Raw genomic sequence first — 25635 nt, forward strand, 5'->3', positions numbered from 1 at the left:
GCTCATCCATGAAGATCCACGACAGGAACCCGCACGATGCCCACTCCAAATTCCTTCCTGACAGTCGGTGTAAGCGCCTCGGCGCGGGACATCGGGTCCGTCGAGCGCTTGTTCCGGGGTCTGCCGCACGACCATGACATGGCGTTCGTGCTTCTGGTCCACCACGACGGAGACACCGAAGAGCTTGTCGAAACCCTGAGGAGCCTGACGTCGATGCCGGTGGTAACGGCGACGGACGGCCGGCGGCTGGAGAAGCGCAACGTCTATCTCGCCACGGAAGGCGCATCGCTTTCGATCCGTGACGGCGCCTTTTGCATGCTGACGTCCTCGGAAACATCCGCGCTTCGCCCCGCCGATGCACTGTTGAGCGCGATTGCCAGGGATAAGGGCGACCATGCCGCAGCGGTGATCCTCTCCGTCCCTGATGGGATGCTTGGCGCAAAGGCGATCAAGGAACAAGGCGGCCTCACGCTGGCGCAGGCGAGCGATGCCTCTTCGTCAGAATCCGGTGAGTTCCGCAATACGCTCAGCGAAAGCGTGATCGACATCACAGATGAAGCCGGGCACATGGGCCAGCGGCTCGCCGACTATGCTCGCGGGTTCGTTTTGCTTGCTGACCTGGAACGCGATGACGATCACGTTGACCGCATCCTCGATGCCGCTCGCCTGTCGATCTGCTCGGTTCTGAAGGAGCATACCGGCCACGACTTTTCCGGCTACAAGACCAAGACCTTCCTGCGCCGGGTCCGCCGCCGCATGCAGTTGAAGAGTATCGAACGCATCGAGGACTATCTCGACCTGTTCGAGAAGGACGAGGAAGAGGTCGACGCCTTCTATCGCGACCTGCTGATCAATGTGACAAGCTTCTTCCGCGATGCCAGAGCGTTCGAGACCCTCGCCAACGACATCCTGCCCCGCATCTTCAAGGACAAGCGGGCTGCCGACAGCGTCCGCATCTGGGTGCCCGGCTGCGCGACCGGCGAGGAGGTCTACTCGATCGCCATCCTGGTGCGGGAATATCTGAACGCGCATGAGGGGCCAAAGCCCCGCGTCCAGATCTTCGCGACAGACATCGACGAGGACGCGCTGACCGTGGCGCGGGCTGGCCGCTACCCGGACATCCTGCTGGAGGGCGTGTCCGCAGAGCGGCGGCGCCGGTTCTTCACCCGCGAAGGCACCGGCTATGTGGTCAAGAACGATATCCGCGAACTCTGCATCTTTTCCCCGCACAGCGTCATCCAGGACCCGCCCTATTCCCGCATGGAGCTTGTCTCCTGCCGCAACCTGCTGATCTATTTCGGCCCGGATCTTCAGAACCGGGTGATCCCGACCTTCCACTATGCGCTCAAGCCCACGGGCTATCTGTTCCTCGGCACATCCGAGAGCATCGGCCGCCATACCGATCTGTTCACGCCTGTCGACAAGCGCAACCGCATCTATCAGGCGAGCCCCTACGCCAACCCGACCAGCCATCTGCGCCATTTCTTCGGCGAAGGGCCTTCCGTGCCGCGCAATGCGGGCGGGCGCGGCGAAGGCCGCGGGTCGTCGGGCTTTGCGCTGACGACGAATGTCGAAAAACAGGTGCTCGAACACTTCTCGCCGCCACATGTCGTCACCGACAAGGATGGCGATATCGTCTACTATTCCGCCCGCACCGGGCAGTTTCTCGAAGCCCAGCAGGGCCTGCCCAACCGGCAATTGCTGGCGATGGCGAAATACGGTCTGCGGCTCGAGCTGAGGGCCGCCTTTGCCGAAGCGATGTCCCGCGGTGAGAGGGTGGTAAAGGAAAACATCGCATTCGAGCAGGCTGGCGAACGTCCACAACTCGTGCGCATCACCATCGACCCCCTGCGCCACGGCAAGGACGACGCCAATCCGCTTTATCTGGTGCTGTTCGAGACGACCGGCACGAGGCCCGAGCTTTCCGACCGTCAGGTGCCCTCGCCCGGCGCGGACGCAGTCGCGGGCCTTGAGCAAGAACTCCAGGAAACGCGCGAGCGCATGCACTCGACCATCGAGGAATACGAGACCGCGCTTGAGGAGCTCAAGTCCTCCTATGAAGAACTCATGTCGGTGAACGAGGAGGCGCAGTCGACGAACGAGGAGCTTGAAGCCTCCAAGGAGGAAATGCAGTCGCTCAACGAGGAACTGGGCACCATCAACGCGGAGCTCAACAGCAAGATCGAGGAGCTCGGCCGGGTCCACAACGACCTGAAGCATCTGTTCGCCAGCACCGAAATCGCCACGATCTTTCTCGACCGAAGTCTCGTCGTGCGCAATTTCACCCCGGCGGCGAGCGCCCACTTCAACCTCAGAAGCCATGACATCGGCCGGCCCCTCACCGAGCTCTCAAACACGCTTGACTATCCGGACCTGGCAGACGACCTCGCAACGGTTCTCGCGACGGAAACAGGGCTCGAAAAACACATCCGGCAGGATGGCGGCGCACGGACCTTTCTGGCGCGTATCCTGCCTTACCGCACCGCCGGCGGAAAAACCGACGGCGCGGTGTTCACGCTCACCGACATCACCAATCTCAAGGAAGCGGAAGCGCATCAGAAGGTACTGATCTCCGAGCTCAATCACCGGGTCAAGAACATGCTGGCGGTGGTCTCCGCCGTGGCCGATCAGATGCTCGATTCCTCTTCCTCCGTCGAGCAATACCACAGCGCGCTCGTCGGCCGGCTCAATGCCATGTCGCGCGCCTATGTGCTCCTGTCGCGCGAACAATGGCGGCAGACTTCGATCCGGCAGATCCTGACGACCGGGCTGGAGCCCTTCAGCCTTCCCCGCATCACCCTTGACGGCCCGGAACTGAAGGTGGCACCCGAAAGCAGCCTGGCGCTCGGCATGGTGGTTCATGAACTGGCGACGAATGCCGCGAAATACGGCGCGCTCAGCACCAGCGGCGGCAAGGTGGAGGTCACCTGGCTCGTCAGCGACGGTCATTTCCAGATGAACTGGCAGGAAAAATGCGAGGCTCCGATCGAGCCTCCCGAGAACCATGGCTTCGGCAGCACTCTGATCAAGGGCGAGATCTCCTATCGCCTGGGCGGAACGATCGAAACGGAATATACGCCCTCGGGGTTGACCGCCACAATCAGCGTGCCCTTCGACAAGCTGAATGCCGCCGAGGAATAGGGCCTCCGTGCCGATTTCGCATGGAGGGGTATCATTCGGGGGATGATGAGCGTATGGTCCTCGCCAAGGTTGCAACGTCTATCCATGCCGGACAAGCACTTGCGAAACCCGCGAGCATGCATCCAAGGGAACAGCAACCGTTCCCGCGCGTGCTGTTCAGGAAGCCGGCCACTCCATCGGGATACCTGCTTTTTAGGTAAGTTCAGTCGCGAATGCGTTTGGAACACCGACCGTCTTCGGCCGGTGATCCCTGCGTCGTGCATACTGAAATTCACCGAATAGGAGGCCTCAGATGCAATACCAACCGGAAATGCCGGACAAGGATATCCGGGACCGCGATGACAACGCCCTTCAGGGAAACCTCGACAGGCTGCGCGGATCGCGGATCCTGATCGTGGAGGACGAATATCTGATCGCCCGAAACCTTTCCCGCACCTTTGAAAAGATCGGCGCCCGCGTGCTGGGGCCCGTCTCGTCCATCGCGCAGGCCATCCCCCATCTCGGCAAGGCCGATGCCGCCGTCCTCGATATCAATCTCGACGGCACGCCGGTGTTCCCGCTGGCGGATATCCTGCACCAGAACCACACACCATTCGTGTTCTTTTCCGGATGCGCCGAGATTATCATCCCCGACCGGTTCCGCTTCGTCAGCACGCTGCCGAAGCCGAACGGTATCCGCGAAATCATCGCTTCCCTCGTTTCGACCTATGATCGCCCCGAAACGGACCGCGCCAAGGAAGACGGCGAGGACATTGTCGCACTCGTGCCGAGCCTCCGGCTCGCTGCGCGTCTGCTGATCACCGATGATGCAGCCGCCGACAGGCTGGTCGAACGGACGCTCGAGCACGCGATCACCCATGTGGAGGAAAAGCCCGCCGATGCCTCGCGCCTCGAATGGCTGCTGTCGACGCTTGATGAGATGCGCCTGAAGGATGGCCGGAGCGTGCTGAACTAGGCCTCGCCCCGCCTGGCCGATGCCCCGGTGACGGGCACATGGCGTTCGACCCAAATCTTCCGGACGAGCACGAAAGCGACGACCGTGAGCGGCGCGCTCATGAGAAGACCTCCGACGCCGAGCAATCCGCCGAATCCCAGAACGGCGAAGATCATCAATCCCGGCGGAATATGCACCGACCGTTTCTGGATCAGCGGCGCGATCAGCACGCCTTCGGCCTGCTGGATGACGAGATAAAGCAGGACCACCCAGACGGCGTCCCAGATGCCGCCGGTCAGCGCCACGGCGATGGCCGGCACGGCACTGACAATCGGCCCGATATAGGGCACGATCTCGAGAACGCCGGCAATCAGCCCGAGAGCGAAAGCAGACGAGATGCCCAGGCTCGCGAGCCCCGCCGTGGTCAACACGCCGATGATGACCATCGCCACGAGCTGGCCGGCAAACCAGTGGAAGAGCGCGTCGGAAAGCGCCGAGAGCAGTTCATCGAACCTCGCGCGCGCACGGGCCGGCGCCAGAGCCAGCAGGCCGCGACGGTAGACGGCCGGATCGGCTGCGAAATAAATCCCGCCTGCGACCATCAGCAGGGCTCCCGCCGCCGCGGAGACAAGCCCCGTCGAGAAGCCGGTGATGTTGCCGAGCATTGCGCTGTCCCCGATAAGGGATTGCGCGTGGGCGCCGAGCCAGTCTTCCACTTCGCCGAGTTCGATATAGTCGCCAACCGCCGACATGGTCTGCGGCAACTCGCCGGCAAGCCGCGTCATTTCGGAAGCGATGCGCGCGCCGAGAAAGAAGAAGAAGCCGGACAGCGACAGGGCGAACAGCAACACCGTTGCAATCAGGCAGAGCCGATAGCCGATGCCGGAAAGCTTGCTCAGCATCGCGGCGGAGCGAACAAGCACGAGCGCAATCAGGCTCGCGCCCAGAACCAGGAGGAGAAGATTGGCGAGCTTCCAGGCGGCAAGCGCGATGAGCGCAAGAACTGCGACGGCGATGATCTGCGGCCACGGCCAGCCGGGCCTGGCGTTATCGTCTTTGGCTGATGTCGAGATACCGACCTCCTTGACACTCGGTTCGCCCGCCTAATCCGATCCCGCGCAATATGTTCCGGAACCGTTTTCGCCAATTGGCAGGAACAAAGCAGCCATGATCGCGATTAGGCGGGACATGTCGCCACGGAGATTGAAACCATGACATCACAAGCTGTCCACGCAACGCCGGATCACCGCACGGTGGTCTTCAAAACGGTGAACAACGCTGACGTAACCGTCGTCTTCCCCGAGCCGGTCGAAAATCCGGAATACGCCGCCCGTGCGGTGATCAGTGGGCTGGCGCGCTCCATTTCCGCGCGGGACGAAGAAGCTGCTCGGGAGCGTGCGCTTGAAGAGGGGCTGGAAGACAGTTTCCCGGCCAGCGATCCCGTCGCCGCCAGCGTCACCGCGGTCCTGCCCAAGGGGCATACCGGCAATAACTGATCAAGCGCCCGCAGCCGGGTGCAAATATGACACGTTGAAGCCCGCCGCTTGCAAGCGGCGGGCCTTTTTGGGTGTGCAAGGTTGATGTCTTTTCGGGGGAACGCGGCGAACGAAGGACCGGACGGCATTGCAGCCGTCTGGCCCAACGCCGTCTACCGCTCGTCGTTGTTCTGCTGCGAGGCCGGGGAGTCGAAACTGCCTTGCGGCTTCACCCTCAAATTGTTCTGAACATGGGTAACTCCGGAGACGCTGTCGACGCAATCCTCAGCCCGGCGCTTCTGCCGCCGGCCGATGACATAGCCGTCAAGCGTCACCTCGCTGTTATCGACCGAGACCGTGATGTCGCTCGCATCCAGCGTCGGCTCGTCGGTCAGGCGGTCATGAACATCCTCGTTGATGCGTGCGTCGGAGCGCTTGTAGCCGCGCGGCCCCTTGCCGCGATGGTCGGCCTCACGACGCCGCTCGGCATCATCATCGCCGAACCAGGACTGAACTTCATCGCTGGCCTTGTCCCAGAAGTCGCGGTCATTTCGTCCTCTGCCGCGCCCGCGCGCATCGTCCCATCCGTAATAATGGTCAGGATGGCTGCGGGCCGGCGGATAGAGGCCGGGAAACAACGGAAAGCCCAATTCGTCATAATCTGAATAATAGCGTTCCTCTTCATAGCGCGGATTGCCCTGGCGGGCACGGCGATCGGCATATCCGAGATCGTCCGTCTGCCAGTCCTCCTGCGCCGGACGGCCCCGCCCCGGGCGCGACGGGATGTTCCGTTCGCGATCGCGTATATGTCTCAATCTTTCGTCTGCCATTTTGCTACTCCCTGTTTCCTCATTGTCGAGGCAGTGTCCCAACAGGGAGAACGGCGCAATGTTCCTGCATTGTCATGACGATTATCGCGGGCGCTAATAGAACAACCATGCGCCCTCACAATTAAAGTGCCTCCCGGCCCGGAAAGGGTCATCACGAAGGAGCTGAAACCATGAGCGAGGAGGTCAGATACTGCAGGAAGGCATTGCCGGACACGGGGGAAAGTCCCTGCAATTCGATGCTCACCTGAACAAGATGGCCGGGTGAATTCTCTCCCCCTCCATCGGGTCGCCTGAAACGCGGCGGCCCGACACATGGTCTGCGAGCCGCTTTTAGCCGCCGCCCGTCACCGGCAAAACCTCACCGGTAATGTAGCTCGATGTATGAGCCGATGCGAGGAACACGTAGGCCGGAGCCAGTTCCTCCGGCTGGGCTGGCCGCTTCATCGGCACGGATCCGCCAAACTGGGCGACATCCTCGGCTTCCCGATCCGACGGATTGAGCGGCGTCCAGACCGGCCCCGGGGCAACGGCGTTCACCCTGATGCCGCGCGGGATCAGGCTGGAAGCAAGCGAGCGGGTGAAGGCGTGTATGCCGCCCTTGGTGATCGAATAATCGAGCAGTTGCGCCTTGCCGTGAAGCCCGACGACGGAACCGCTGTTCACGATCGCGCCACCCTTTCCCATCCTGGGGACCGCAACTTTGCACATGTTGTAGAGACCGTAGAGGTTGGTCTTCATCGTCTGGTCGAAATGCTCTGCCGAAAGATCCTCGATCTCATTGGCGTGGACCTGAAAGCCCGCATTGTTCACCAGGATATCAAGCTTGCCGAGCTCGCTCACCGCCTCGTCGACGAGGCTTTGGCAATAGGCAAGGTCTGCGACATCGCCGCGACTCAGAATGCACCTGCGTCCTTCCGCCTCCACGGCGCGCTTCGTTTCCTCGGCATCGGTATCTTCCGACAGATACGAGACGACGATATCCGCGCCTTCACGGGCATAGAAGATTGCGACGGCCCGGCCAATGCCGGAATCACCGCCGGTGATGATCGCCACCTTGTCCTTGAGCTTTTCCGAGCCCTTGTAGAAAGGCGCATCATACATCGGGCGCGGTTCGAGTTCGTGCTCCTCACCGGGCTTTGAAAGACGCTGCTCGGGCATTGGCGGCACGGGATAATGCCGGGCACCCGCCTGCATCGCGCCGTCCTCGCCCGCCGACGCCTCGCGCCGGTCTCGTTCGTGGATTTCATCCTGAATGTCGCGCTGGCGATCTGCAGTTCGCTCACTCGTCTGCCGTGAACTCTGATCGGTTGTCATGAATTGACCTTTCTATGGTGTCGATCTGGTTCGGGACTTGCGCTTTCCGGCTCGTCCCCTTTTTCCTGATAGAGGCGCTCGACCGAGGCGCGGCTTTCCGCCTGTTCCCGGCTCGAATAACGGCGCTCCCGGTACTTGCCATAGGCAATGGCACCTCCAAGCAGCACCGGTCCGATAGCAACCGCGAAAAACCAGAGGATTGCGGATAGAGACATCGGGTTTCCTTTCGGTCCTGTTCGTCCCCAACAGCAAGAAGGCGGGGATGTTCCCGTCGGCGCCGGACAAAAACCCGGGAACAACGCTCGGGCGCTTCAGTTCTGAGGCCTCCAGATGAAAGAAAGGAAAGAAAATGGCACCCGCATTCCGTCGCTATTCGAAGGAAGCCGCGACCCGCGACACCGTTCTCCTTAGGGTCGTCCAGCGCGGCGAGCGCTCCTACGGTTTTGTCGACTCGATCGACTTCGGCAATGAGGACACGCCCTATTATCCGACCGAGGAACTCCCCATGCCAGAAGCCATTCGCCTTGCGGAAAACCGCAACGACACCGGGGGACCGGTCATGGTGGAACTGGAAGAAGACGCCGAATGGAATCCGGAGTGGGGCAAGCTGGAATGAACACGTGTCACGCTTTCCGCTCCCCGTACTCGATTGGTCGCCCATAGCGATGGCGGCGGCCTTGAAGGTTACTCAACCGCAAATTCCATGGTCCGGCAAACGCGGTCAGACGAAGAGCCTTGAAAGCGCTGTCCATCGAGGCCCCTATGAGATAAGGCTAGTCCGCATTGGCGAATGCGCTCAGCATCGAGGCGTTTTGATTGAATCAGCGGTCCTTGCGAAGAAATCAAACCGTTCGGGCTTCAGCACCGTAACGATATGAAGAGATGAAGACACAGGAAAACGGGACCAAACAGCAATGGCAAAAGACAATGACAAGGACGCGGAGGTAGCACGGAGCACAGATGCATATCTGGATCGCAAGACCGCCGAGTTACTGTCTGAAATCAAACAGGAGCCAATCCCTGACCGCCTGCTGGAACTGGCCCTGAAGTTGCAGCAATCCCTGAAGGAGCGGGAAGACAAAGCCTCCTGAGCCGGGCGCCTCTCACCATCCTCTTGTCAGAAAAAATGCCGTGCGGACCGCACGGCATTTCTGCTTTCGTCGTGGCTGCAGTTCAGCGCATCATGAATTCACCCGGATTTTCGTTGAAGGCATCGGCATCATATTCGGGTTGGCCTTCCAGCTGAGACACCGTGAACCGGGTGAAGACCGCGAAATCTCCGTTATTGCTCCGCACGTCGAGATTCTCGGCTGACATCGCCACTTCTTTCTCGCCGATACCGAGAAAGCCACCGACATCAACGATGAAGGCCTGCACTCCGCCTTCCGGCTTGAGGATGACATCCCCGATATCGCCAACCTGATCGCCATTACCGCCGAAGACATCGGCGCCAAGCAGCTCCTCGGCCCGCAAACTCGCGTTCGAAACACTTTCGGCATCTCGCCAGATCGTGCCGGCAGGAGAGCCGCTGAGTTCGCTTTCGCTCATGTCGCCGTCGACGTCCGGCGCCCTGCTGCTTCCCTCGCCCGCCATTCGATCCATCGGCCTTGTGGGGGCGGTTTCCGCATCAGGCGAGCGGTCGCCCCGCTCACTTGCCATGTCAGAGCTGCCGGAGATGCCCGTCTGCAATTCCGGCGTGGGCGTAACCGCGCGATAGTCGAATTCCGGGGCGCCTTCGAGCTGTTCACGGCTCGTGGCGAGCGTCAGATGGAGCATATATTGATCGTCGCGATACTGCTCCACCTGCGTGAAGGGAACAGCGACATTCTTCTCGGCAAGTCCGAGAAAACCGCCGACGCCGATGACCAGACCGGCAATCATCCCGTCCTGTCCGACGAGCAGATCTTCGACGTCGCCAACGGCTTCGCCATCAGGTCCCCCAGTCGTATAGACGGTGGCTCCCAGCAGTTCCGACCCGAGTATCTGCGACTGCGTGACGTCGACGGACAGTGTCTCGCCTGATCGCAGCGCGTCCGTTTCGTTCACCGTATCGCCAACAGGCTGATCCTGGGCGCAGACGCCGCTCGCAAACAGCGCACAAATCGCCACCGTGGACGTGTATTTGGTCAAAGACATTTCGGGTCCCTCCCTGGTGTTCAGCAATGATCCGCGAAAGGGAATGACAGCCTGAACTGGCTCGTTCGCATTCGCCGCCCTGCCAACTGTGAAACCGCCCCGATGTTCCCGCCCACCGCTGAAAAACGCCGCGCATGGGTCACGAAATCGACCGATAGAACGGCGTCCTCGGCGTTCTGGAACAAAAGCGGGGGGATAAGGTTCGGCACGCAACCAGGTATCACCGATGGAGAATGCTTCATGGCACCAGAGAGAGAACCAACAGATCAGGACAGGACGATCACGTCAGAAGAGAACGCAAAGCAAGGGACGACGGTCCTGCGTACGCGTTTCGCCCGGCTCGTCTTCATAGGCGGCCTCGTCCTGATCATTCTGCTCGCGCTGTCGACGATGTTCTATCCCTGGCGGGAGGACACCGACCAGCAGCAGGCCAGCCCGGCCATCACCGCGCCGGAATAACCAGCATCGCCGCGTTGGAACAATCGTCGCAAGGGATTGTTGGGTGCCCGTCCAGAAGACAGACACTTTTAGGAGGGCACGCCCATGCATTCGCAACTGAAACCTGATCACGGCTATCCGCTTCGGGCCGTTTTCGTGCCGTTTCCCTTGGTGGCTTTCACCTTCGCGCTGTTCACAGATATCCTATACTGGCGAACGTCCATGCTGATGTGGCAGAATTTTTCCGCATGGCTGCTCTTCGGCGGGCTCGTCTTCGGCGCGATTGCCGTCATTGCCGGCCTCGTTGACGCCTTCCGCTCGGAGGCCACCAGGCCTGCCATTCCGGAGACGATCGGCTTTGCCGTCGTTCTCGTCCTCGGCATTTTCAATAGCTTTGTCCACGCCGGCGACGGCTGGAAAGCGGTCGTCCCGAACGGACTGATCCTGTCCACCATCACCTTTGTCGTGATCCTGATCACGCTATGGCTAGCGGCGGTCCGTCCGCTCGCACAGGAATGGAGGCTCAATCATGACTGAGACAAACCACAAGAGCCGTATCGCCGGCCTACTGGCCACCGTTACCCTCCTCGTCCCGCTTGCCGCCTGCGGCAATGGCGACGAGGTTCAACCTTCCGAGCAGATCGGCGCCAATCCGGTCCTGCCCGAGCCGACCTCTGCGCTCCTGCCCAGCATGAAAGTCGCCGAAGTCACCGGCTGGCAGGAGGGCGAGACGCCCGACGTCCCCGAAGGCCTGACAATTTCCGCCTACGCGCAGGATCTGGCAAACCCCCGTACCGTCCACACATTGCCCAATGGCGATGTGCTGGTCGTGCAGGGTCGTGGTCCGGCTGGCGAGCCGCCGAACAGGCCCAAGGACCTGATCCGCGGCTGGATCATGTCGATGGCCCACGGCGGCGGCGGCGAGCAGAAGGAGAGCAATCTCATCACGCTCCTGCGTGACAGCGACCGCGACGGCACGGTGGACGAACGCCATGATCTCCTGACCGGCCTCAACTCCCCCTTCGGCGTCGCCTGGGCGGATGACACGCTCTATGTGGCAGCGACCGACGCGATCCTGACCTACCCTTACGAACTCGGCCAGAACGAGATCACCGCAGAACCCGAAGTCCTTACGCCGCTTCCGGGCGGACCGATCGACCACCACTGGACCAAGGATCTGGCGCTGAGCCCTGATGGCGAGACGCTTTACGCTTCCGTCGGTTCGAATTCCAATGTCGCTGAAAATGGTCTTGAGGCCGAAAAGGGACGCGCCGCGATCTGGCAGGTCGATCGCGAAACAGGAGCATCCAAGGTTTACGCCTCGGGGCTGCGCAATCCGAACGGCCTGAAATTCAACCCCGACACCGGCGAACTCTGGACCGTCGTCAACGAACGCGACGAACTCGGTCCGAACCTGGTGCCCGACTACATGACTTCTGTCGAGGAAGGCGCGTTCTACGGCTGGCCCTGGAGCTATTACGGCGACCATGTCGACGAACGCGTCCACCCCAGGAGACCGGACATGGTCGAAAAGGCCATTGCACCCGACTATGCACTTTCGAGCCATGTGGCCTCGCTCGGCCTGACCTTCTCGCACGGCTCCGCCCTGCCGGAGGACTATGCGAGCGGTGCATTCATCGGCGAGCACGGCAGCTGGAACCGCACCGTTTTCAACGGCTACAGGGTCGTCTACGTGCCGTTCGTCAACGGCGAGCCGGCTGCAAGCACGCAGGATGTCGTCACGGGTTTCCTCGATGGTGACGAGGCCCGTGGCCGACCGGTGGGCGTCGGGATCGACGGCACCGGTGCGCTCCTCGTGGCTGATGATGCCGGCAACACCGTCTGGAGGGTGGCCGCAGCCGATGGCACGACCATCGATGAACCGATCGGCACCGACCGGATGCCGCCAGGCTCCGCGGCGGCTGCAGAGGCCGCCGAAACCGACACGACGGCCCCGCAGGGCAGCGCTGCCGGAGCGGCGGATACCGCAGCGACGCCGGAGGGAGAAGAACCGCCGGCCGCGGCCCAGCAGGATGGCACGCCCTCACCCACTGTCGATGAACAACTGACCGGCCAGCAACCGTCCTCGGCGGGCGAAGCCTCGCCGTCGCAGACGGAAATCGCCCCGGCTGTGGAGCCGCCGGGCTCGGTGGAAGACAACAGCCAGTAGGCCTGCGGTTTCCCGCAAATCGCGGCGGCCTTTCCGGCCGCCGCTCGTCCCTTCTCGGGCCGCTTGAAGGAAAACAATCATGACCATCTGGATGCTTATTGCCACCGCCGCCATCATCGCCGCAATCGCAGCTGTCGTTATCTTTGGCCTCACCAATGAAGACAATGCGGCTGAGGCCAATCGGGCGCCGCAGCACGCACTTGAACCGCAGTGACACCCTGAACTGAAAGGGAGGAGACCCCCAGTCACAGGTGGCGATCGGACGCATCTTGAAATTCGAGGCCATGATAGCCCAGCCGAAAGGACGACGGCCCGCGCAACAGTTTTGCGCGGGCCGTTCTTGTGGCCGGCGTTCTCACCCGAGAGAGATCGGGCGTCCTACAGCACCTCACGCACGACATCAGAACCTACGGTCAGCGCGATCTTGCTGCGCTCGGGCGTGCCGCGCGCCAGCGAACGGGCGAAATGAGCAGCCTGCTTGGCACTTACCTTCGGCGGCTGCGGCGGCTCGTGCGGATCGACAACGGCCTCGACGACGGCCGGTCGGGGTGCGGAGAGCGCCTGTTCCAGAAGCGGACCGCAATCCTTCGGCTTCTCGATGCGATAGCCGTCGACACCGAAACCCCGCGCAATCATCTCGAAATCGACGGGCTGCAGGTCGCACTCATATTCCGGGTTGCCGAGGAAGACCATCTGTTCCCACTTGATCTGCCCGAGCGCGTTGTTCTTGATCACGATGACCTTTAGGTTGTTCAGTCCGTAGCGCGCGCAGGTGGCAAGCTCGCCGATCAGCATCGTCATGGCGCCGTCGCCGACAAAGGCGACAACCTGTCTTTCGGGATAGGCGACGGCCGCCGCAATGGCGTAGGGCAGCCCGCAGGCCATGGAGGCAAGCGTGCCCGAGCAGGAAAACATCCTCTCGCCGCTCATGGTGAGGTAGCGCGCCGCCCAGGTCGTCACGGTGCCCGAATCCGTCGCGATGATGGCGTCCGGCGCAAGTAGCCGGTCAAGTTCATGCGCCACGACCTGCGGCTTCATCGGCTCCTCGTCCAGCGTGCCGCGTTCCGCCAGAAGATCGCGCCATTCCGCCATGTTCTCCTGCGCCTTCTCAAGGAAGGAGTAGTCCGTACGCGATTCCAGCAGCGGCTCGAGCTGGTCGAGAACCGCGCCCGCCTCGCCCACCAGCCCGCATTCGACGGGATAGCGCAGGCCGATACGAGAGAAATCGAGATCGATCTGCACCGCCCGCGCCTGATCGGGCTCGGGATAGTATTCGATATAGGGGAAGCTCGACCCGACGATCAGCAGCGTGTCGCAGTTTTCCATCACCTCCTGGGACGGCCACGTGCCCAGCATGCCGATGCCGCCGGTCGTATAGGGGCTGTCATCGGCGACCGCACCCTTGCCGAGCAGCGCCTTGACGATGGGCGCACCGAGCTTTTCGGCAATCCGCTCCAGCGCTTCGCCGGCATCGAGCGCGCCCTGCCCCGCCAGTATGGCAGTGCGCTTGCCGGAATTCAGCACCGCGGCGGCCTTCTCAAGCTCTTGCCTTGCCGGCACTGCAGCGCTGCGGCCGAAATCCGCGCCGAGCGCATGCCCGGCAACATTACGTGCCGAGCGGCGCTTCGAGGACACCGGCTGGGACTGCACGTCGACGGGAATGGTGATATGGGCAACCCCGCGCTGGCCGAGCGCCGTGTGGCAGGCGCGTTCAACGACATTCTCCATATGGGCGGGGCCCATGACGCGGGTGTTGTAGACGGCGACGTCCATGAAGAGCTTGTCGAGCTCGACATCCTGCTGGGTATGGGTATTGAGCAGGTCATGGAACTGCAGCCCGGTAATGGCGAGCACGGGCTGGCCGTCAAGTTTGGCGTCGTAAAGCCCGTTCAGCAGATGAATGCCGCCTGGACCCGACGTCGCGAGGCAGACGCCGAGTTTGCCGGTCCACTTCGCGTAACCGCAGGCCGCGAACGCGGCCGCCTCCTCATGACGCACCTGAATGAAGCGGATCTCGTCCTTGCGCTTGCGCAGCGCCTCCATCACGCCGTTGATGCCGTCGCCGGGAATGCCGAAGATCGTATCGACGCCCCAGTCGATCAGGCATTCGATGAGAATATCACCTGCTGTCGGTTTTGCCATTATCTCACTCCTTGCTGTCGTGCCGGCGAAAGTGCCGACGTTCTCCTCCGAACAACAAGGGTGCCGCTGTGTTCCCGCTTAAATACCGTCCGGGCCGGAAAGCCCCTACCGGCTCTCGCCGAGCTCTTCCAGCAGCAATTGCCTGGCACGATTGACCCGGCTTTTGACCGTGCCCATCGCGCATCCGCAGATTTCGGCCGTGTCTTCGTAGCTCTCGCCCAGCACAAGGACCAGCACCAGCACTTCGCCATAATGCTGTGGAAGGCGCGAGATCGCATCCTGCAACTCCCGCCCCCTGACGGACCAGTCCTGCGTGGCATCGGTCTGCGGCGTAGAGGCCACGCAATCCTCCTCGCCGGGCGTCTCCCTGTTGCGGACCCTGATCTGGGTGTAAAAGGTGTTGCGCATGATGGTGAAAAGCCAGGATTTGAGACGCGTACCCGGCTTGAACTTGTCGAGATTGGCAATGCCCTTCAGCATTGTCTCCTGAACCAGATCGTCGGCATCGTTGGGATTTTTGCAGAAGGTGCGGGCAAACGCCCGCAAGGCCGGCAAGAGCGCGACGACATCCGCGCGCTGCTGTTTCTCCATCTGCTTCGGGGTCTCCGTCTGCTTCTGGTGAAGGTACATCTGCGCTTCCCGGATTGGATTGAGGGCGTCTGGATGAAACGGGACCGTGGCACAGATGTTCCGTCACGTTCGGCGGAACACGAAATCACCTTATTTGAGACAGGAAACGCCAGCAGCGGGCCGGGATGTCCGGTCCGCTCCGAATGGACAACCTCCTGAAAGCCCACATCTAGGCGCGCAATCGCCGTGCGTCGGTCAGGTCCGAGCGGTTCGCGAAGTTCTGATTTGTTTTCGAGGAAAGGCCGAAGAGGCTTCGGGATCACGATCCGGGCGAAATAGCGTCCGTCGCGATTGAGAAGATAGCGGTGCTTTGAAGACATTCCCAACTTCCATTTTGTTACGTGTTTTGTAACAGAAAGTTGGCCGAAAAACCAATGAAATCAGTATCTCTAGCGATTTCAGTGCGTTCAAATGGTCGGAGTGGAGAGATTCGAACTCCCGACCCTCTGGTCCCAAACCAGATGCGCTACCAGGCTGCGCTACACTCCGACTGCGGCCCGGATACACCGAAGGCACCGTCGCCGCAACAGGAAAATGGCTTTTGCCAAAGCTCCGCCGGGATCATCCTGCGCCTGGCGTGAAGCGCAGGATCAGCTTGTTTCTTCCCTTGGTCGCGTCGGGCTGTCGAAAAACCGGTTTCCACTTTTCGCCCGATGCTCTAATATGAAAGCGCCGGGCCGCTGACGCGGTCGCCCGGCTTGAGGCCGTAGCTTTCCGCTTTGCCGCCGCCGATCTCCAGCACGTAGCGCACGGGCTCCGATGAGCTGATGACCGCCTTCGACCCTGGCACGGCGTTTTCGTGAAAGCCCGAGACCGTGCCGTCGGCCCGGATGAAGACCATATCGAGCGGGATCAGCGTGTTGGCCATCCACATCGAGGCCGGACGCGTCTGGCCGAAATCGAAGATCATGCCGCGATCCGCGGCAAGCTCGGTGCGATACATCAGCCCGCGCTGCCGCTGCCGCGGGTCCCTGGCGACCTCGACGACAAGCGGAAAATCCCCGGTTTCCGTGTGGAGCGTCAACTGCGAGACAGGAAACAGGACGACGTCGTCCTCTGCCGACGCCATGCCCGCCGCCAGTATTGCGACAAGCCCGATCAGGACGGCGAGCGCCCTGTTGCCGAGACCGCGTTTCATCCCATATCCTTTCCGATAGAGCGTCGATACAGCCGGGTTCGAGGACTCGTGCTGTCCTTGCGCGAGGGCAATATCGGCACGGGCGGAAGGCCGGACTGCGAGGCGTTCGTTTCGATGCCGCCGGCAGCCGGCGCCGAGAGCGGCCGGCGCGGCCTCAATGCGTGCGCCGGTTGGCCGTCGGCATGTCGGGGTGGACTTCGGCCGCCATCAGGCCCTTCGGCCCCTCGCCGAAACGCACCAGCACGCTCTGGCCGGGCACAAGCTCGGTAATGCCGTAGCGCCTCAGCGTTTCCATATGCACGAAAATATCCTGCGTCCCCTCGCCGCGGGTCAGGAAACCAAACCCTTTCTCGCGATTGAACCACTTGACCAGGACCCGCTCGAGCCCGCTCGACGGCTCGACCTGAACATGGGTCTTGACCGGCGGCAGCTGCGAGGGGTGAACCGCGGTCGACTGGTCCATGGACAGGATGCGGAAAGCCTGCAGGCCGCGTTCGCGCTTCTGCACCAGCGCCACGACGCGGGTGCCTTCAAGGATTGTCTGGTAGCCGTCCCGCCTCAGGCAGGTCACGTGCAGGAGAATATCCTCCATGCCGTTGTCGGGCACGACGAAGCCGAAGCCCTTGCCGACGTCGAACCATTTCACGAACCCGGTAACCTCCAGCAGTTCGCCCGTTTCCGTGCCCGCCTCTTCTCCGGCCGAGTATCGTTCTGCCTCAGACCTTCCGGCCATACCGCCCCGCTCCTTGAAAAAACCCGGCTGCGAATTAACTGATTCTTGTCACAAGAATAACATTCATACCGAGGGTTCCCGCAAGTTCTAAACGCAAGACCCCGCCAAGCGGGTCCCGCTATCGTGCGAAAGCCTTCTGCCGAACAAACAACAGGGAAGAGAATATGCATTACCTCCACACCATGGTCCGCATTACGGATATCGATGCCTCGCTGCGCTTCTACCGGGACCTGATGGGCCTCAAGGAAGTGCGCCGGATCGACAACGACAAGGGCCGATTCACGCTGATCTTCCTCGCCGCGCCGAAGGACATCGAAAACGGCGACGGCGAACACGTGCCGAAGCTGGAGCTGACCTACAACTGGGATCCGGAAGAATATGACGGCGGCCGCAATTTCGGTCACCTCGCCTATCGCGTCGAAAACATCTACGATTTCTGCCAGAAGCTGTCGGATGCCGGCGTGATCATCAATCGGCCGCCGCGCGACGGCAACATGGCCTTCGTCCGCTCGCCCGACGGCATCTCGATCGAGATTCTTCAGGAGGGCGATCCGCTGGAGCCGAAAGAGCCCTGGGCGTCGATGCCAAACACGGGAAGCTGGTGACGGGCCTTCATGCCGCGCCGTAGGGCGCGGCATCTTGCCATTAAAATCAATCGGTTACACCAAAGCCCGAACGATCTGTCTGAACATGTCGTTTTTTTGAAGAAATCGCTGTTTTACGCTTGCAGCAATTCTGTTGCCTGATTATAAGGGCGCCCAGCGAACGCACGCGCCCTTCGTCTATCGGTTAGGACGCCAGATTTTCATTCTGGAAAGAGGGGTTCGATTCCCCTAGGGCGTGCCATTCGCGCGCGGTTGAAAGCCGCGTCGCCGTGGGTCCGGGGCGAGCCTCGGATCACGTGTTTTCGCTGACCGGCGGGAGAGCCTCGGGCAATTCCGTAAAACATGAGATGCGCGCCCTTCGTCTATCGGTTAGGACGCCAGATTTTCATTCTGGAAAGAGGGGTTCGATTCCCCTAGGGCGTGCCACTCATTGTCTGCCTGACGGCAACCACCCCTGTTTTACAGAGATGGCGACCGCCAATATATGCCGCCTGCGGCCAACGCATGCGCCCTTCGTCTATCGGTTAGGACGCCAGATTCTCATTCTGGAAAGAGGGGTTCGATTCCCCTAGGGCGTACCAGTTATCCACAGTCTCCGGTCGCCGCGGTCCCGCGGCCCTGCCGCGATCGCCCGATGCAGCCTTCTTGACCGTCCTCGCCGCCCGCCCTTTATTAACAAGGCAAAATATGTTGCCTTCGGCTTTCGCAGGCATCGAAAACCGGCGGAACCAGACCGAAGCACAGCGGCACGAGGAGCGGACATGCATCTCATCCACGAATCGATCGCGCTGATCGAACCCTATCTGCGCCATTACGGCGTCGCGGCGCTGTTCCTCATCGTCTATCTGGAATCGCTCGGCGCGCCGCTGCCGGGCGAAAGCGCGGTCATCGGCGCATCGCTGCTCGCCTCCGGCGGCCAGCTGCCGATCGAGGGCGTGTTCCTGGCCGTCTTCATCGGCGCCGTGCTCGGCGACAATACGGGCTATGCGATCGGCCGTTATGGCGGGCGGACCGTCATTGAACGCTATGGCCGCTACATCGGCCTCAACGACCAGAGGCGCGAGTGGATCGAGGGGCTCTATGCCAGGCGCGGCACGGTCGTCGTCGTCGGCGCGCGGTTCGTCGTCATCCTCAGACAGCTGAACGGCATTGTCGCCGGCATGATGGCAATGGGCTGGCGGCCCTTCCTGCTGGCAAACATGGTCGGCGCGCTGCTGTGGACAAGCGTCTGGACCGCGGCGCCCTTCATCTTCGGCGATTTTTTCGCCGAACACTTTCACGACGCATCGCTGCACAGATAGGCCGCACAACGGACGCGGGCCGCCGCCGGTCACCGGCCTTGGTCGGCCGTCTCCTTTCTGAGCAGATCAACCACCCGATCATACGACATCGGCCTGCTGAACAGGTAGCCCTGCGCCTGATCACAGCCGACGGCCTGAAGGCATTCCTTCTGCCCGATGGTTTCGACGCCTTCGGCGACAACGGTCAGGCCGAGAGCGCCCGCAATCGTCACGATCCCGCTGACGATGGCGCGGCCCTTCGCGTCATCGCAGATATCATCGACAAAGCTCTTGTCGATCTTGATGGTATCGACCCTGAAGGTCTGGAGATGCGAAAGCGACGCATTGCCAGTGCCGAAGTCGTCCAGCGAAATGCGGATCCCGTTGCGGCGCAGATGATTGATCTTACGGCGCGCGACGATTTCGTTGCGGTTCAACAGGACATTTTCCGTGACCTCGATCTCGAAGCTCTCGGCGGGTATATCGAATGTCTCGAGCGCCGCAACAATGCGCCTGACAATCTTGGGATGACCGAAGGCGGCGTTGGACAGGTTGAATGAAATGGTCCCGGGATCCAGGCCGATCCGGCGGAGATTGACCAGGTCCACCAGCACCCGGCGAAAGAGGTAGGTGGTGATCCGAAGGCTGAGATGCGGATCCTCGAAGGCGGCCTGGAATGAAACCGGCGTGAGGATGCCGCGCTCGGGGTGAAACCAGCGCGCCAGCGCCTCGAAACCGGTGATCCTGCCGGTGCGCAGATCGATCTTCGGCTGGTAGAACGGCTGCACCTGGCCGTAGCGCAGCGCCCCGCGGAGTTCGGAGAGCAGGCGCTGCCGCTCCTCGACCACATGCCCCATCTCAGGCTTGAACGCGACCGTCCGGCTGCGGCCGCTGTTCTTGGCGCGGTAAAGCGCGATGTCGGCGGCTTTCACCAGGCCGTCGGCCGTCTCCGCGTCGTCGGGGTAGCGCGAGAGGCCGATGCTCACGCCCGCCCACAGCGTTTGCGACCGATATTCGACCGGCTGCCCCACCCGGCGGGCGAGCTTGCGGGCAAACGCCATGGCCTCCTGCCGGTCGAGCCCCGGCGCGATCACCAGGAATTCGTCGCCGCTGAGTCGGGCCGCGGTCACGCCCTTCCCGCTCAGGGCCCTGAGCCGTCCGGCGATGGTCTTCAGGAAGAAATCGCCGGCCTCGTGCCCGAAACTGTCGTTGATTTCCTTGAAATAATCAAAGTCGAGCGCCATCAGGGCGACGCCGTCGGGATGAGCGCCGCCGATCGCGCGTTCCAGATGCTCGGCGCAACAGGTCCGGTTCGGAAGACCTGTAAGGTCGTCGTGGAGGGCCATCTCGCGGATGCGATCCTGGGCGGTCTTCGCCTCCGTGACATCGAAGCTGATGCCGATCAGGCGCTCGGGCGAGACCCGGCGCACCCGGGTTGCGAGCCATATCTGTCCGCCCTCGGCTGTCATGAACCGGAAGACGACTTCCTCCTCCTGCCTGCCGGACCGCCCGAGGCCCGCGCGCAAATGCCGGTCATCAGGGTGGATCCGCTCGAGAATGCCGGAAAGGGGTCCCGATCCTATGCCGATGAGATCAACCGAACTGTCCGAACGGCTGACATGATCGGTGACGAGATCCTGCTCCCAGGCCACCATGCGGCCCGCCCGCAAGGCGAGTTCGAACCAACCGTCGTGGTGTTGCGCGATACCTTCAGGCATGCCGGAGACACTTCAACGGAATAACACAAGCCATAAACATCTCCCTGCGGGCATCATGATCGAAGAGTCAACGATTTCTGAATTTTCAGCAAGAGCGGAATGACGTGTAGATCCTTTTCCTGAGGTTTTGTCGCATTGCTTTGCTGGCAAAGACCGAATAAACGCATGACATGCAATGCAGAGTTGCCAAAGAACATGCCAATCTATTGAGTATTTCCGAAGCGCGCTACTTGGCTCGTCAACCGGAAATGATCCGGTCAATCTTGACGGCATAGCGATCCGTCATCCCCGATACATAGTCGGCAAGCGTATGCAGCGCGGAATAAGGGTCGCGCGCCCGGCGCAGATCGATGCCGAGCGCGCGCTGCAACTGGCGGGGATAGCCTTCGATCCGTTCCTCAGTGAAATCCGCCTCGGCGAGCGCCTCCAGCACCGGCAGCACCCCGTCCAGAATGCGATGAACGAGATTGCGACCCATCACCTCAAGCTCCGTCTTGCGCGGCGAGGTGAAGATGCGTTCGCTGGCAAGCCGGCCGATCTCGGCAAACCGATCCGCCTGGGCCGATGCCTCGACGAGACCGGAGGCGAAAGTCCCGCTCATGATCGCGTCATAATGCGCGCCGAAGGCGGCGCTGCAATCTTCAAACGCCTTGTGAATGGCGACGGCGCGCAGAAAGGCCATCTTCTCGGACGGCGTATCGCCACGGTCGTCGCGCGGAGTCGTTCCGGCGACGGCGGACAGCATCCCGGCTGCCTCGCGATAGGACAGGTCGCCTGCGGTGAAGGCGTCCTCGAGATCGAGGATGTTGTAGCAGATATCGTCCGCCGCCTCGACCAGATAGACCAGCGGGTGCCGCCGCCACCAGCTTGCCGATATGTCGCCGGCGATGAGCCCCGTCCGGGTTGCCACGGCTTCGAGAGCCTCCCGCTCGGTTTCGAACACGCCGAACTTCTTCAGGCCGCCATCGCGCGCGGCGACGGATTTTCGGGTCCGCGCCGTGACCGGATATTTGAGGAAGGCGCCGAGCGTGCCATGCGTCAGGCGCATGCCGCCGCGCCGGTGCATTTCCAGTCCGGCAATGATGCGGAAACCCTGGGCGTTGCCTTCGAACGCCTCGAATTCCTCGGCAAAGCAGGCCTCGCGATCGGCAAAAAGCCCCTCGCCCCGCTCAAACCTCTCCGCAAACCATGCGCCGATCGCCGCCTCGCCGGAATGGCCGAAGGGCGGGTTGCCGATATCATGGGCAAGGCACGCCGCATGGACGAGACCGGCGACCGTCGCCTGTCCGCCCTTTTCGATCTTGCCTTCCTGTTCAAGCCACCAGCCGACCTCGAGCCCGAGCGAACGGCCGACGCTCGCCGTCTCCACGGAATGGATCAGGCGGTGGTGGATATGGTCGTTGTCATAGAGCGGGTGAACCTGGGTCTTGTTGGCAAGCCGCCGGAAGGGCGCCGAGAAGGTGATGCGGTCGGCATCCTGATCATAGGCGGGACGGCGCGGCCTCTCCTGAGACGATGTCAGAAACAGCCGTTCGAGATCGAGCAGTTTCGACCATTCCATCGTCGTCATGAGATATCCCCCGCTTCACGGCCTCGGCCGGCCGGCGCTACTCGGCCGCCTTGCCGTCGGCATCGGTCTGTTCGTCGACGCTCTCGTCGTTCTCAAGCTCGTAGGCATAACCCTCGAGCATGGTATAGGCCTGCTCGATCGCCTCGATCTGGTCCTCGGCATTGCGGATCGCCTCGCCGATCGACTCGCTTCTGGCCCGCAGCATGGATCCGAGCACATCGGTCGTCGAACTGTCGCGCTTGCGCCGCCCGAGCCGGTCCATATGCTTGCGAACCCGGGCGCGATGGCGCTCCAGCTCCAGGATATGAAAGCGGCTTTTGAGAATGTCGTCGGAAAGCTTGCGCCGCATCGCCGCAACCGGATCGAAACTGCCCGGCTCGCGATCGTCCAGGATCATCTCGTTGACGAGCGGCTCCAGCAGCATCAGGCCCTTGAGATCCTTCGGATCGGCGAGTTCGGGATCATAGCCGGTATCATCGAAAACCCTGCGCCGCACCGGATCCTTCAGAAGATCATAGGACGCCTGCAGACGGGCGAAACGCTCCTCGTCGCCGCCGCTGTCCGGATGGGCTTCCTTGGCCAGCCGCCGATAGGCCGCCCGCACGGTCTTCTCGTCGCAATCATGGTCTACGCCAAGCACTTCATAGGGATCGATCAAGATTTTACCCGTCTCGCCGTGTCGATCAAATTCCCTCTGGACTACTCTGCCCGCGCCGGCGGTTCAAGCCGAAAGCCCGCCAGTTGCCCGTCCCTTCCCCTTGAAACGGCGAAAATCACCCTATTTCCATTCCATGACCAGATACGTGACACTTGGGCGCCGGAAATTTGACATTCCAGCGCCATAATTCTACACAGCGGGGGCCGCTCAATCGTTGAACTGACAATAGACAAGGCGGCCTTGTCGGGCTCTTTTGAGCTCCGGGGTATCGCGGACATTCGCCGGGCCGGTTTTGCCGATCCTGCGCTTTCGCTCGGATGCGAGAGACATGTCCGGATGGATGCGAACGTCGCATCCCCGGCCCCTTGCATTGCCCGCGCGGGCAATGCGCAGGCTCAACCGTCGAACGGACGCCTCAGGGACCCTCATCCCCTGTTGCCGAATAAGGAAGAGGTATGACTGTCAAACTGACCGCTAAGAACGTTTCCAAGCTTTTCAACGATGACAGCGGCGAAGGGGCACGTCGCCTCGCAGCCGGCGAGAGCAAGGAAGAAATCTTCAAGGCCACCGGTGTTACCGTTGGCATCGACAATGTGAGCTTTGATGTCCATGAAGGCGAGATTTTCGTCATCATGGGCCTGTCGGGCTCCGGCAAATCCACCATCGTGCGCACGCTGAACGGCCTGATCCCGCCGACATCCGGCTCGATCATCATCGACGATGTCGATGTTGCCAACTGCAGCAAGGAAGCCCTGAGGGAAGTTCGCAGACAGAAAATCACCATGGTTTTCCAGCACTTCGCTCTTTTTCCTCACAAAACGATTATTGATAACGTCGCCTTTGGCCTGAAGCTGAAGGGCGTTGACAAGGAGGAGCGCCACAAACAGGCGCTGGCCTCGCTCGCCAAGGTCGGGCTCGACGCCTATGCCAGCAGCTATCCGAGCCAGCTATCCGGCGGCATGCAGCAGCGCGTCGGCCTTGCCCGCGGTCTGGCGAACGATCCGGAAATCCTGCTGATGGACGAACCGTTCGGCGCGCTCGACCCGCTCATCCGTCGCGAGATGCAGGACGAATTGATCGTTCTTCAAAAAGAATTGAAGAAGACCATCGTCTTCATCACCCACGACCTCAACGAGGCGATGATCCTCGGCGACCGCATCGCCATCATGAAGGACGGCGCCTTTGTCCAGGTGGGCACCGCGCAGGAAATCGTCTCGCAGCCGGCCGACGACTATGTGCGCGCCTTCGTCTCGGACATCGACCGCAGCCGCGTCTTCAAGGTATCCGACATATCCAACGATGCCGCATGGGTAAAGGTCGATGCGACTGCGCGCGACGCGCTGGCCGTCATGGACAAGGCCAAGTCGGATTTGGCCTATGTGGTGGAACGCGGCGTGCCCGTTGGCCTTCTCATGCGCTCCGACACGCTCCAGTGCCCGCGTGACACGCCGGTGCGCGAGGTGATGTTCGCCGAACCGCCGACCGTGCCGGAAGAGGCCTATCTCAACGAGGTCTACGGCGCCGCCCAGGCCGGCGTGCCGATGGCCGTGACGGATGATGACGGCAAGCTCGTCGGCGTTGTCTCGCAGGACCAGATCTTCGAGCAGCTCGCCGCCGATCCGGAGGAGCCTGAAACGGAGACCGAAGAACCCGAGGCAGAGAAGAACAAACCGGCTGCAGGCCAGCCGGCTTCGGAATAAGCCGACAGGAGACCAGAGATTTGCTAGATCCATCGCAGTATTTCACGATCCCGTTCGACACGTGGGTCAATGACTTCGTCCGGGGCTTCCTCGTTCCCAATTTCCGGCCGTTCTTTCGTGCCCTTCAGGTGCCCGTCAACCAGGTGCTGATGGCGCTCGATACATTCCTCGCATGGGTGCCGATGCTGGCGATGACCGCGATCTTCGCGCTTCTCGCCTGGCGGATCGTCGGCAGGACCATGGCGCTGGTGACGATATTCGGGTTTCTTTTCGTCGACCTGATCGGCCTGTGGCCCGAGACCATGACGACGCTCGCCATGATCCTCACCTCGGTGTTCTTCTGCACCATCATCGGCGTCCCGGTCGGCATTCTGGTTGCCCGCAGCGACATGTTGTGGCGCGTCGTACGGCCGATTCTCGACGTGATGCAGACCGTGCCGAGCTTCGTCTATCTTGTGCCGATCGTGATGCTTTTCGGCGTCGGCATGGCGCCGGGCATCATCGCCACCATCATCTTCGCCCTGCCGCCGATCATCCGTATGACCAATCTCGGCATCCGCAACGTGCGCACGGACCTGATCGAGGCCTCGGAGGCCTTCGGCGCGAATTACACGCAGACGCTGATCGAGGTTCAGCTGCCGCTTGCCATGCGCACCATCATGGCGGGGTTGAATCAGACCCTGATGCTCGCCATGTCGATGGTTGTCATCGCAGCGCTCATCGGCGCCGGCGGCCTCGGACAGGTCGTCAATACCGGCCTCGGCCGGCTGGATGTCGGCGGCGCGACCGCCGGCGGCGTCGGCATCGTGGTCCTGGCAATCGTGCTCGACCGCATCACCCAGGGTCTCGTCGAGCCTTCCGATCCCAACCGGATGACCTTCCGTCAGGCGTTGGGAACACTCTTCAGCGGCCAGAAAAAGGCCGCCGAATAAGCACGAGGGCGGCCCGAGGGCCGCTTTCAAGGGATCTCCGATCCCGTAGCCAAGGCGAAGCGCCCGCCTCCCCGCTGGCGCGACGCCGCAA

General features: G+C 61.8%; 25 protein-coding genes and 4 tRNA genes. 16 read left to right on the forward strand and 13 right to left on the reverse strand.

Annotated features, from left to right (window positions below; all coding sequences use genetic code 11):
- The first annotated feature begins 36 nt into the window (after nucleotides 1-36).
- Together JET14_RS10510 and JET14_RS10515 are read left to right on the forward strand one after the other, a co-directional pair.
- On the forward strand, nucleotides 37-3141 hold the full coding sequence (locus JET14_RS10510; protein WP_200333398.1) for a CheR family methyltransferase: 3105 nt from the start codon (nucleotides 37-39) through the stop codon (nucleotides 3139-3141).
- 292 nt (nucleotides 3142-3433) lie between these two features.
- Nucleotides 3434-4096, forward strand: coding sequence for a response regulator (locus JET14_RS10515; RefSeq protein WP_200333399.1), 663 nt, complete (start codon nucleotides 3434-3436; stop codon nucleotides 4094-4096).
- Here JET14_RS10515 and JET14_RS10520 read toward each other — a convergent pair.
- Nucleotides 4093-5148 carry an AI-2E family transporter gene (locus JET14_RS10520; protein ID WP_200338063.1) on the reverse strand — a complete coding sequence of 352 codons (1056 nt, stop codon included), beginning with the start codon at nucleotides 5146-5148 and terminating at the stop codon, nucleotides 4093-4095. The genes JET14_RS10515 and JET14_RS10520 overlap by 4 nt on opposite strands.
- Nucleotides 5149-5286: 138 nt before the next feature.
- Here JET14_RS10520 and JET14_RS10525 point away from each other — a divergent pair, with 138 nt between their 5' ends.
- On the forward strand, nucleotides 5287-5571 hold the full coding sequence (locus tag JET14_RS10525) for a hypothetical protein (protein WP_200333401.1): 285 nt from the start codon (nucleotides 5287-5289) through the stop codon (nucleotides 5569-5571).
- Between the two features lie 152 nt (nucleotides 5572-5723).
- Here the strand turns inward: JET14_RS10525 and JET14_RS10530 are convergent, their stop codons facing one another.
- The 3 genes from JET14_RS10530 to JET14_RS10540 all read right to left on the reverse strand — a co-directional run bounded on the left by JET14_RS10530 (nucleotide 5724) and on the right by JET14_RS10540 (nucleotide 7909).
- Nucleotides 5724-6380, reverse strand: coding sequence for a BON domain-containing protein (locus JET14_RS10530; protein WP_200333403.1), 657 nt, complete (start codon nucleotides 6378-6380; stop codon nucleotides 5724-5726).
- A 330-nt stretch (nucleotides 6381-6710) separates the two neighbouring features.
- A complete protein-coding gene (locus JET14_RS10535; protein WP_200333405.1) occupies nucleotides 6711-7694 on the reverse strand; it encodes an SDR family oxidoreductase in 984 nt (327 codons plus the stop codon).
- Nucleotides 7691-7909 (reverse strand): hypothetical protein, encoded by a 219-nt coding sequence (locus JET14_RS10540; protein ID WP_200333407.1) that lies wholly within the window; start codon nucleotides 7907-7909, stop codon nucleotides 7691-7693. Before JET14_RS10540 ends, JET14_RS10535 begins: the two co-directional genes overlap by 4 nt.
- 134 nt (nucleotides 7910-8043) lie before the next feature.
- On the opposite strand from JET14_RS10540, the gene JET14_RS10545 reads away from it, so the two are divergent.
- Nucleotides 8044-8310: a hypothetical protein gene (locus tag JET14_RS10545; RefSeq protein WP_200333408.1), complete on the forward strand. Its 267-nt coding sequence runs from the start codon at nucleotides 8044-8046 to the stop codon at nucleotides 8308-8310.
- A 298-nt stretch (nucleotides 8311-8608) separates the two neighbouring features.
- On the forward strand, nucleotides 8609-8785 hold the full coding sequence (locus JET14_RS10550; protein ID WP_200338194.1) for a hypothetical protein: 177 nt from the start codon (nucleotides 8609-8611) through the stop codon (nucleotides 8783-8785).
- Nucleotides 8786-8867: 82 nt separating this feature from the next.
- Here the strand turns inward: JET14_RS10550 and JET14_RS10555 are convergent, their stop codons facing one another.
- Nucleotides 8868-10043, reverse strand: a complete 1176-nt coding sequence (locus JET14_RS10555) for a PRC-barrel domain-containing protein (RefSeq protein ID WP_200333409.1) — start codon at nucleotides 10041-10043, stop codon at nucleotides 8868-8870.
- Nucleotides 10044-10070: 27 nt separating this feature from the next.
- Here JET14_RS10555 and JET14_RS10560 point away from each other — a divergent pair, with 27 nt between their 5' ends.
- From JET14_RS10560 to JET14_RS22915, 4 genes are all read left to right on the forward strand, one after another.
- Nucleotides 10071-10289 (forward strand): hypothetical protein, encoded by a 219-nt coding sequence (locus JET14_RS10560; protein WP_200333410.1) that lies wholly within the window; start codon nucleotides 10071-10073, stop codon nucleotides 10287-10289.
- 84 nt (nucleotides 10290-10373) lie between these two features.
- Complete coding sequence (locus JET14_RS10565; RefSeq protein WP_200333411.1) at nucleotides 10374-10805, forward strand: DUF2231 domain-containing protein; 432 nt, start codon at nucleotides 10374-10376, stop codon at nucleotides 10803-10805.
- Nucleotides 10798-12438: a PQQ-dependent sugar dehydrogenase gene (locus JET14_RS10570; RefSeq protein WP_200333412.1), complete on the forward strand. Its 1641-nt coding sequence runs from the start codon at nucleotides 10798-10800 to the stop codon at nucleotides 12436-12438. The genes JET14_RS10565 and JET14_RS10570 overlap by 8 nt, the downstream gene beginning before the upstream one ends.
- 79 nt (nucleotides 12439-12517) lie before the next feature.
- Nucleotides 12518-12652 (forward strand): hypothetical protein, encoded by a 135-nt coding sequence (locus tag JET14_RS22915; protein WP_281435272.1) that lies wholly within the window; start codon nucleotides 12518-12520, stop codon nucleotides 12650-12652.
- Between the two features lie 164 nt (nucleotides 12653-12816).
- Here JET14_RS22915 and JET14_RS10575 read toward each other — a convergent pair whose 3' ends face one another.
- The 5 genes from JET14_RS10575 to JET14_RS10595 all read right to left on the reverse strand — a co-directional run bounded on the left by JET14_RS10575 (nucleotide 12817) and on the right by JET14_RS10595 (nucleotide 17081).
- Nucleotides 12817-14580 (reverse strand): thiamine pyrophosphate-dependent enzyme, encoded by a 1764-nt coding sequence (locus tag JET14_RS10575; protein WP_200333413.1) that lies wholly within the window; start codon nucleotides 14578-14580, stop codon nucleotides 12817-12819.
- Between the two features lie 105 nt (nucleotides 14581-14685).
- Nucleotides 14686-15171, reverse strand: a complete 486-nt coding sequence (locus JET14_RS10580) for a sigma-70 family RNA polymerase sigma factor (RefSeq protein ID WP_200338064.1) — start codon at nucleotides 15169-15171, stop codon at nucleotides 14686-14688.
- Nucleotides 15172-15622: 451 nt separating this feature from the next.
- A tRNA-Pro gene (locus tag JET14_RS10585) sits at nucleotides 15623-15699 on the reverse strand.
- 169 nt (nucleotides 15700-15868) lie between these two features.
- Nucleotides 15869-16348 (reverse strand): DUF192 domain-containing protein, encoded by a 480-nt coding sequence (locus tag JET14_RS10590; protein ID WP_200333415.1) that lies wholly within the window; start codon nucleotides 16346-16348, stop codon nucleotides 15869-15871.
- 154 nt (nucleotides 16349-16502) lie between these two features.
- Nucleotides 16503-17081 carry a cold-shock protein gene (locus tag JET14_RS10595; protein WP_024707104.1) on the reverse strand — a complete coding sequence of 193 codons (579 nt, stop codon included), beginning with the start codon at nucleotides 17079-17081 and terminating at the stop codon, nucleotides 16503-16505.
- A 164-nt stretch (nucleotides 17082-17245) separates the two neighbouring features.
- On the opposite strand from JET14_RS10595, the gene JET14_RS10600 reads away from it, so the two are divergent.
- From JET14_RS10600 to JET14_RS10620, 5 genes are all read left to right on the forward strand, one after another.
- Complete coding sequence (locus tag JET14_RS10600) at nucleotides 17246-17686, forward strand: VOC family protein (RefSeq protein WP_200333416.1); 441 nt, start codon at nucleotides 17246-17248, stop codon at nucleotides 17684-17686.
- A gap of 166 nt (nucleotides 17687-17852) precedes the next feature.
- Nucleotides 17853-17927, forward strand: a tRNA-Glu gene (locus tag JET14_RS10605).
- A gap of 110 nt (nucleotides 17928-18037) precedes the next feature.
- Nucleotides 18038-18112 (forward strand) — tRNA-Glu (locus tag JET14_RS10610).
- Nucleotides 18113-18192: 80 nt separating this feature from the next.
- Nucleotides 18193-18267 (forward strand) — tRNA-Glu (locus JET14_RS10615).
- Between the two features lie 201 nt (nucleotides 18268-18468).
- The gene (locus JET14_RS10620) at nucleotides 18469-18987 is read left to right on the forward strand and encodes a DedA family protein (protein WP_200338065.1); all 519 of its coding nucleotides are present in this window, start codon (nucleotides 18469-18471) and stop codon (nucleotides 18985-18987) included.
- Nucleotides 18988-19016: 29 nt separating this feature from the next.
- On the opposite strand, the gene JET14_RS10625 is transcribed toward JET14_RS10620, so the two are convergent.
- From JET14_RS10625 to JET14_RS10635, 3 genes are all read right to left on the reverse strand, one after another.
- Nucleotides 19017-20684 carry a putative bifunctional diguanylate cyclase/phosphodiesterase gene (locus tag JET14_RS10625; protein WP_200333418.1) on the reverse strand — a complete coding sequence of 556 codons (1668 nt, stop codon included), beginning with the start codon at nucleotides 20682-20684 and terminating at the stop codon, nucleotides 19017-19019.
- Between the two features lie 238 nt (nucleotides 20685-20922).
- On the reverse strand, nucleotides 20923-22254 hold the full coding sequence (gene dgt / locus JET14_RS10630; RefSeq protein ID WP_200333420.1) for a dGTP triphosphohydrolase: 1332 nt from the start codon (nucleotides 22252-22254) through the stop codon (nucleotides 20923-20925).
- A 37-nt stretch (nucleotides 22255-22291) separates the two neighbouring features.
- Entirely contained in the window at nucleotides 22292-22912 is a 621-nt protein-coding gene (locus tag JET14_RS10635; protein WP_200333422.1) for a J domain-containing protein, read from the reverse strand.
- A gap of 455 nt (nucleotides 22913-23367) precedes the next feature.
- On the opposite strand from JET14_RS10635, the gene JET14_RS10640 reads away from it, so the two are divergent.
- Complete coding sequence (locus JET14_RS10640; RefSeq protein WP_200333424.1) at nucleotides 23368-24612, forward strand: quaternary amine ABC transporter ATP-binding protein; 1245 nt, start codon at nucleotides 23368-23370, stop codon at nucleotides 24610-24612.
- A 20-nt stretch (nucleotides 24613-24632) separates the two neighbouring features.
- Entirely contained in the window at nucleotides 24633-25544 is a 912-nt protein-coding gene (locus tag JET14_RS10645) for an ABC transporter permease (protein ID WP_200333426.1), read from the forward strand.
- Nucleotides 25545-25635: the final 91 nt, after the last annotated feature.

The organism is Martelella lutilitoris (assembly GCF_016598595.1).
Lineage (GTDB): Bacteria > Pseudomonadota > Alphaproteobacteria > Rhizobiales > Rhizobiaceae > Martelella > Martelella lutilitoris_A.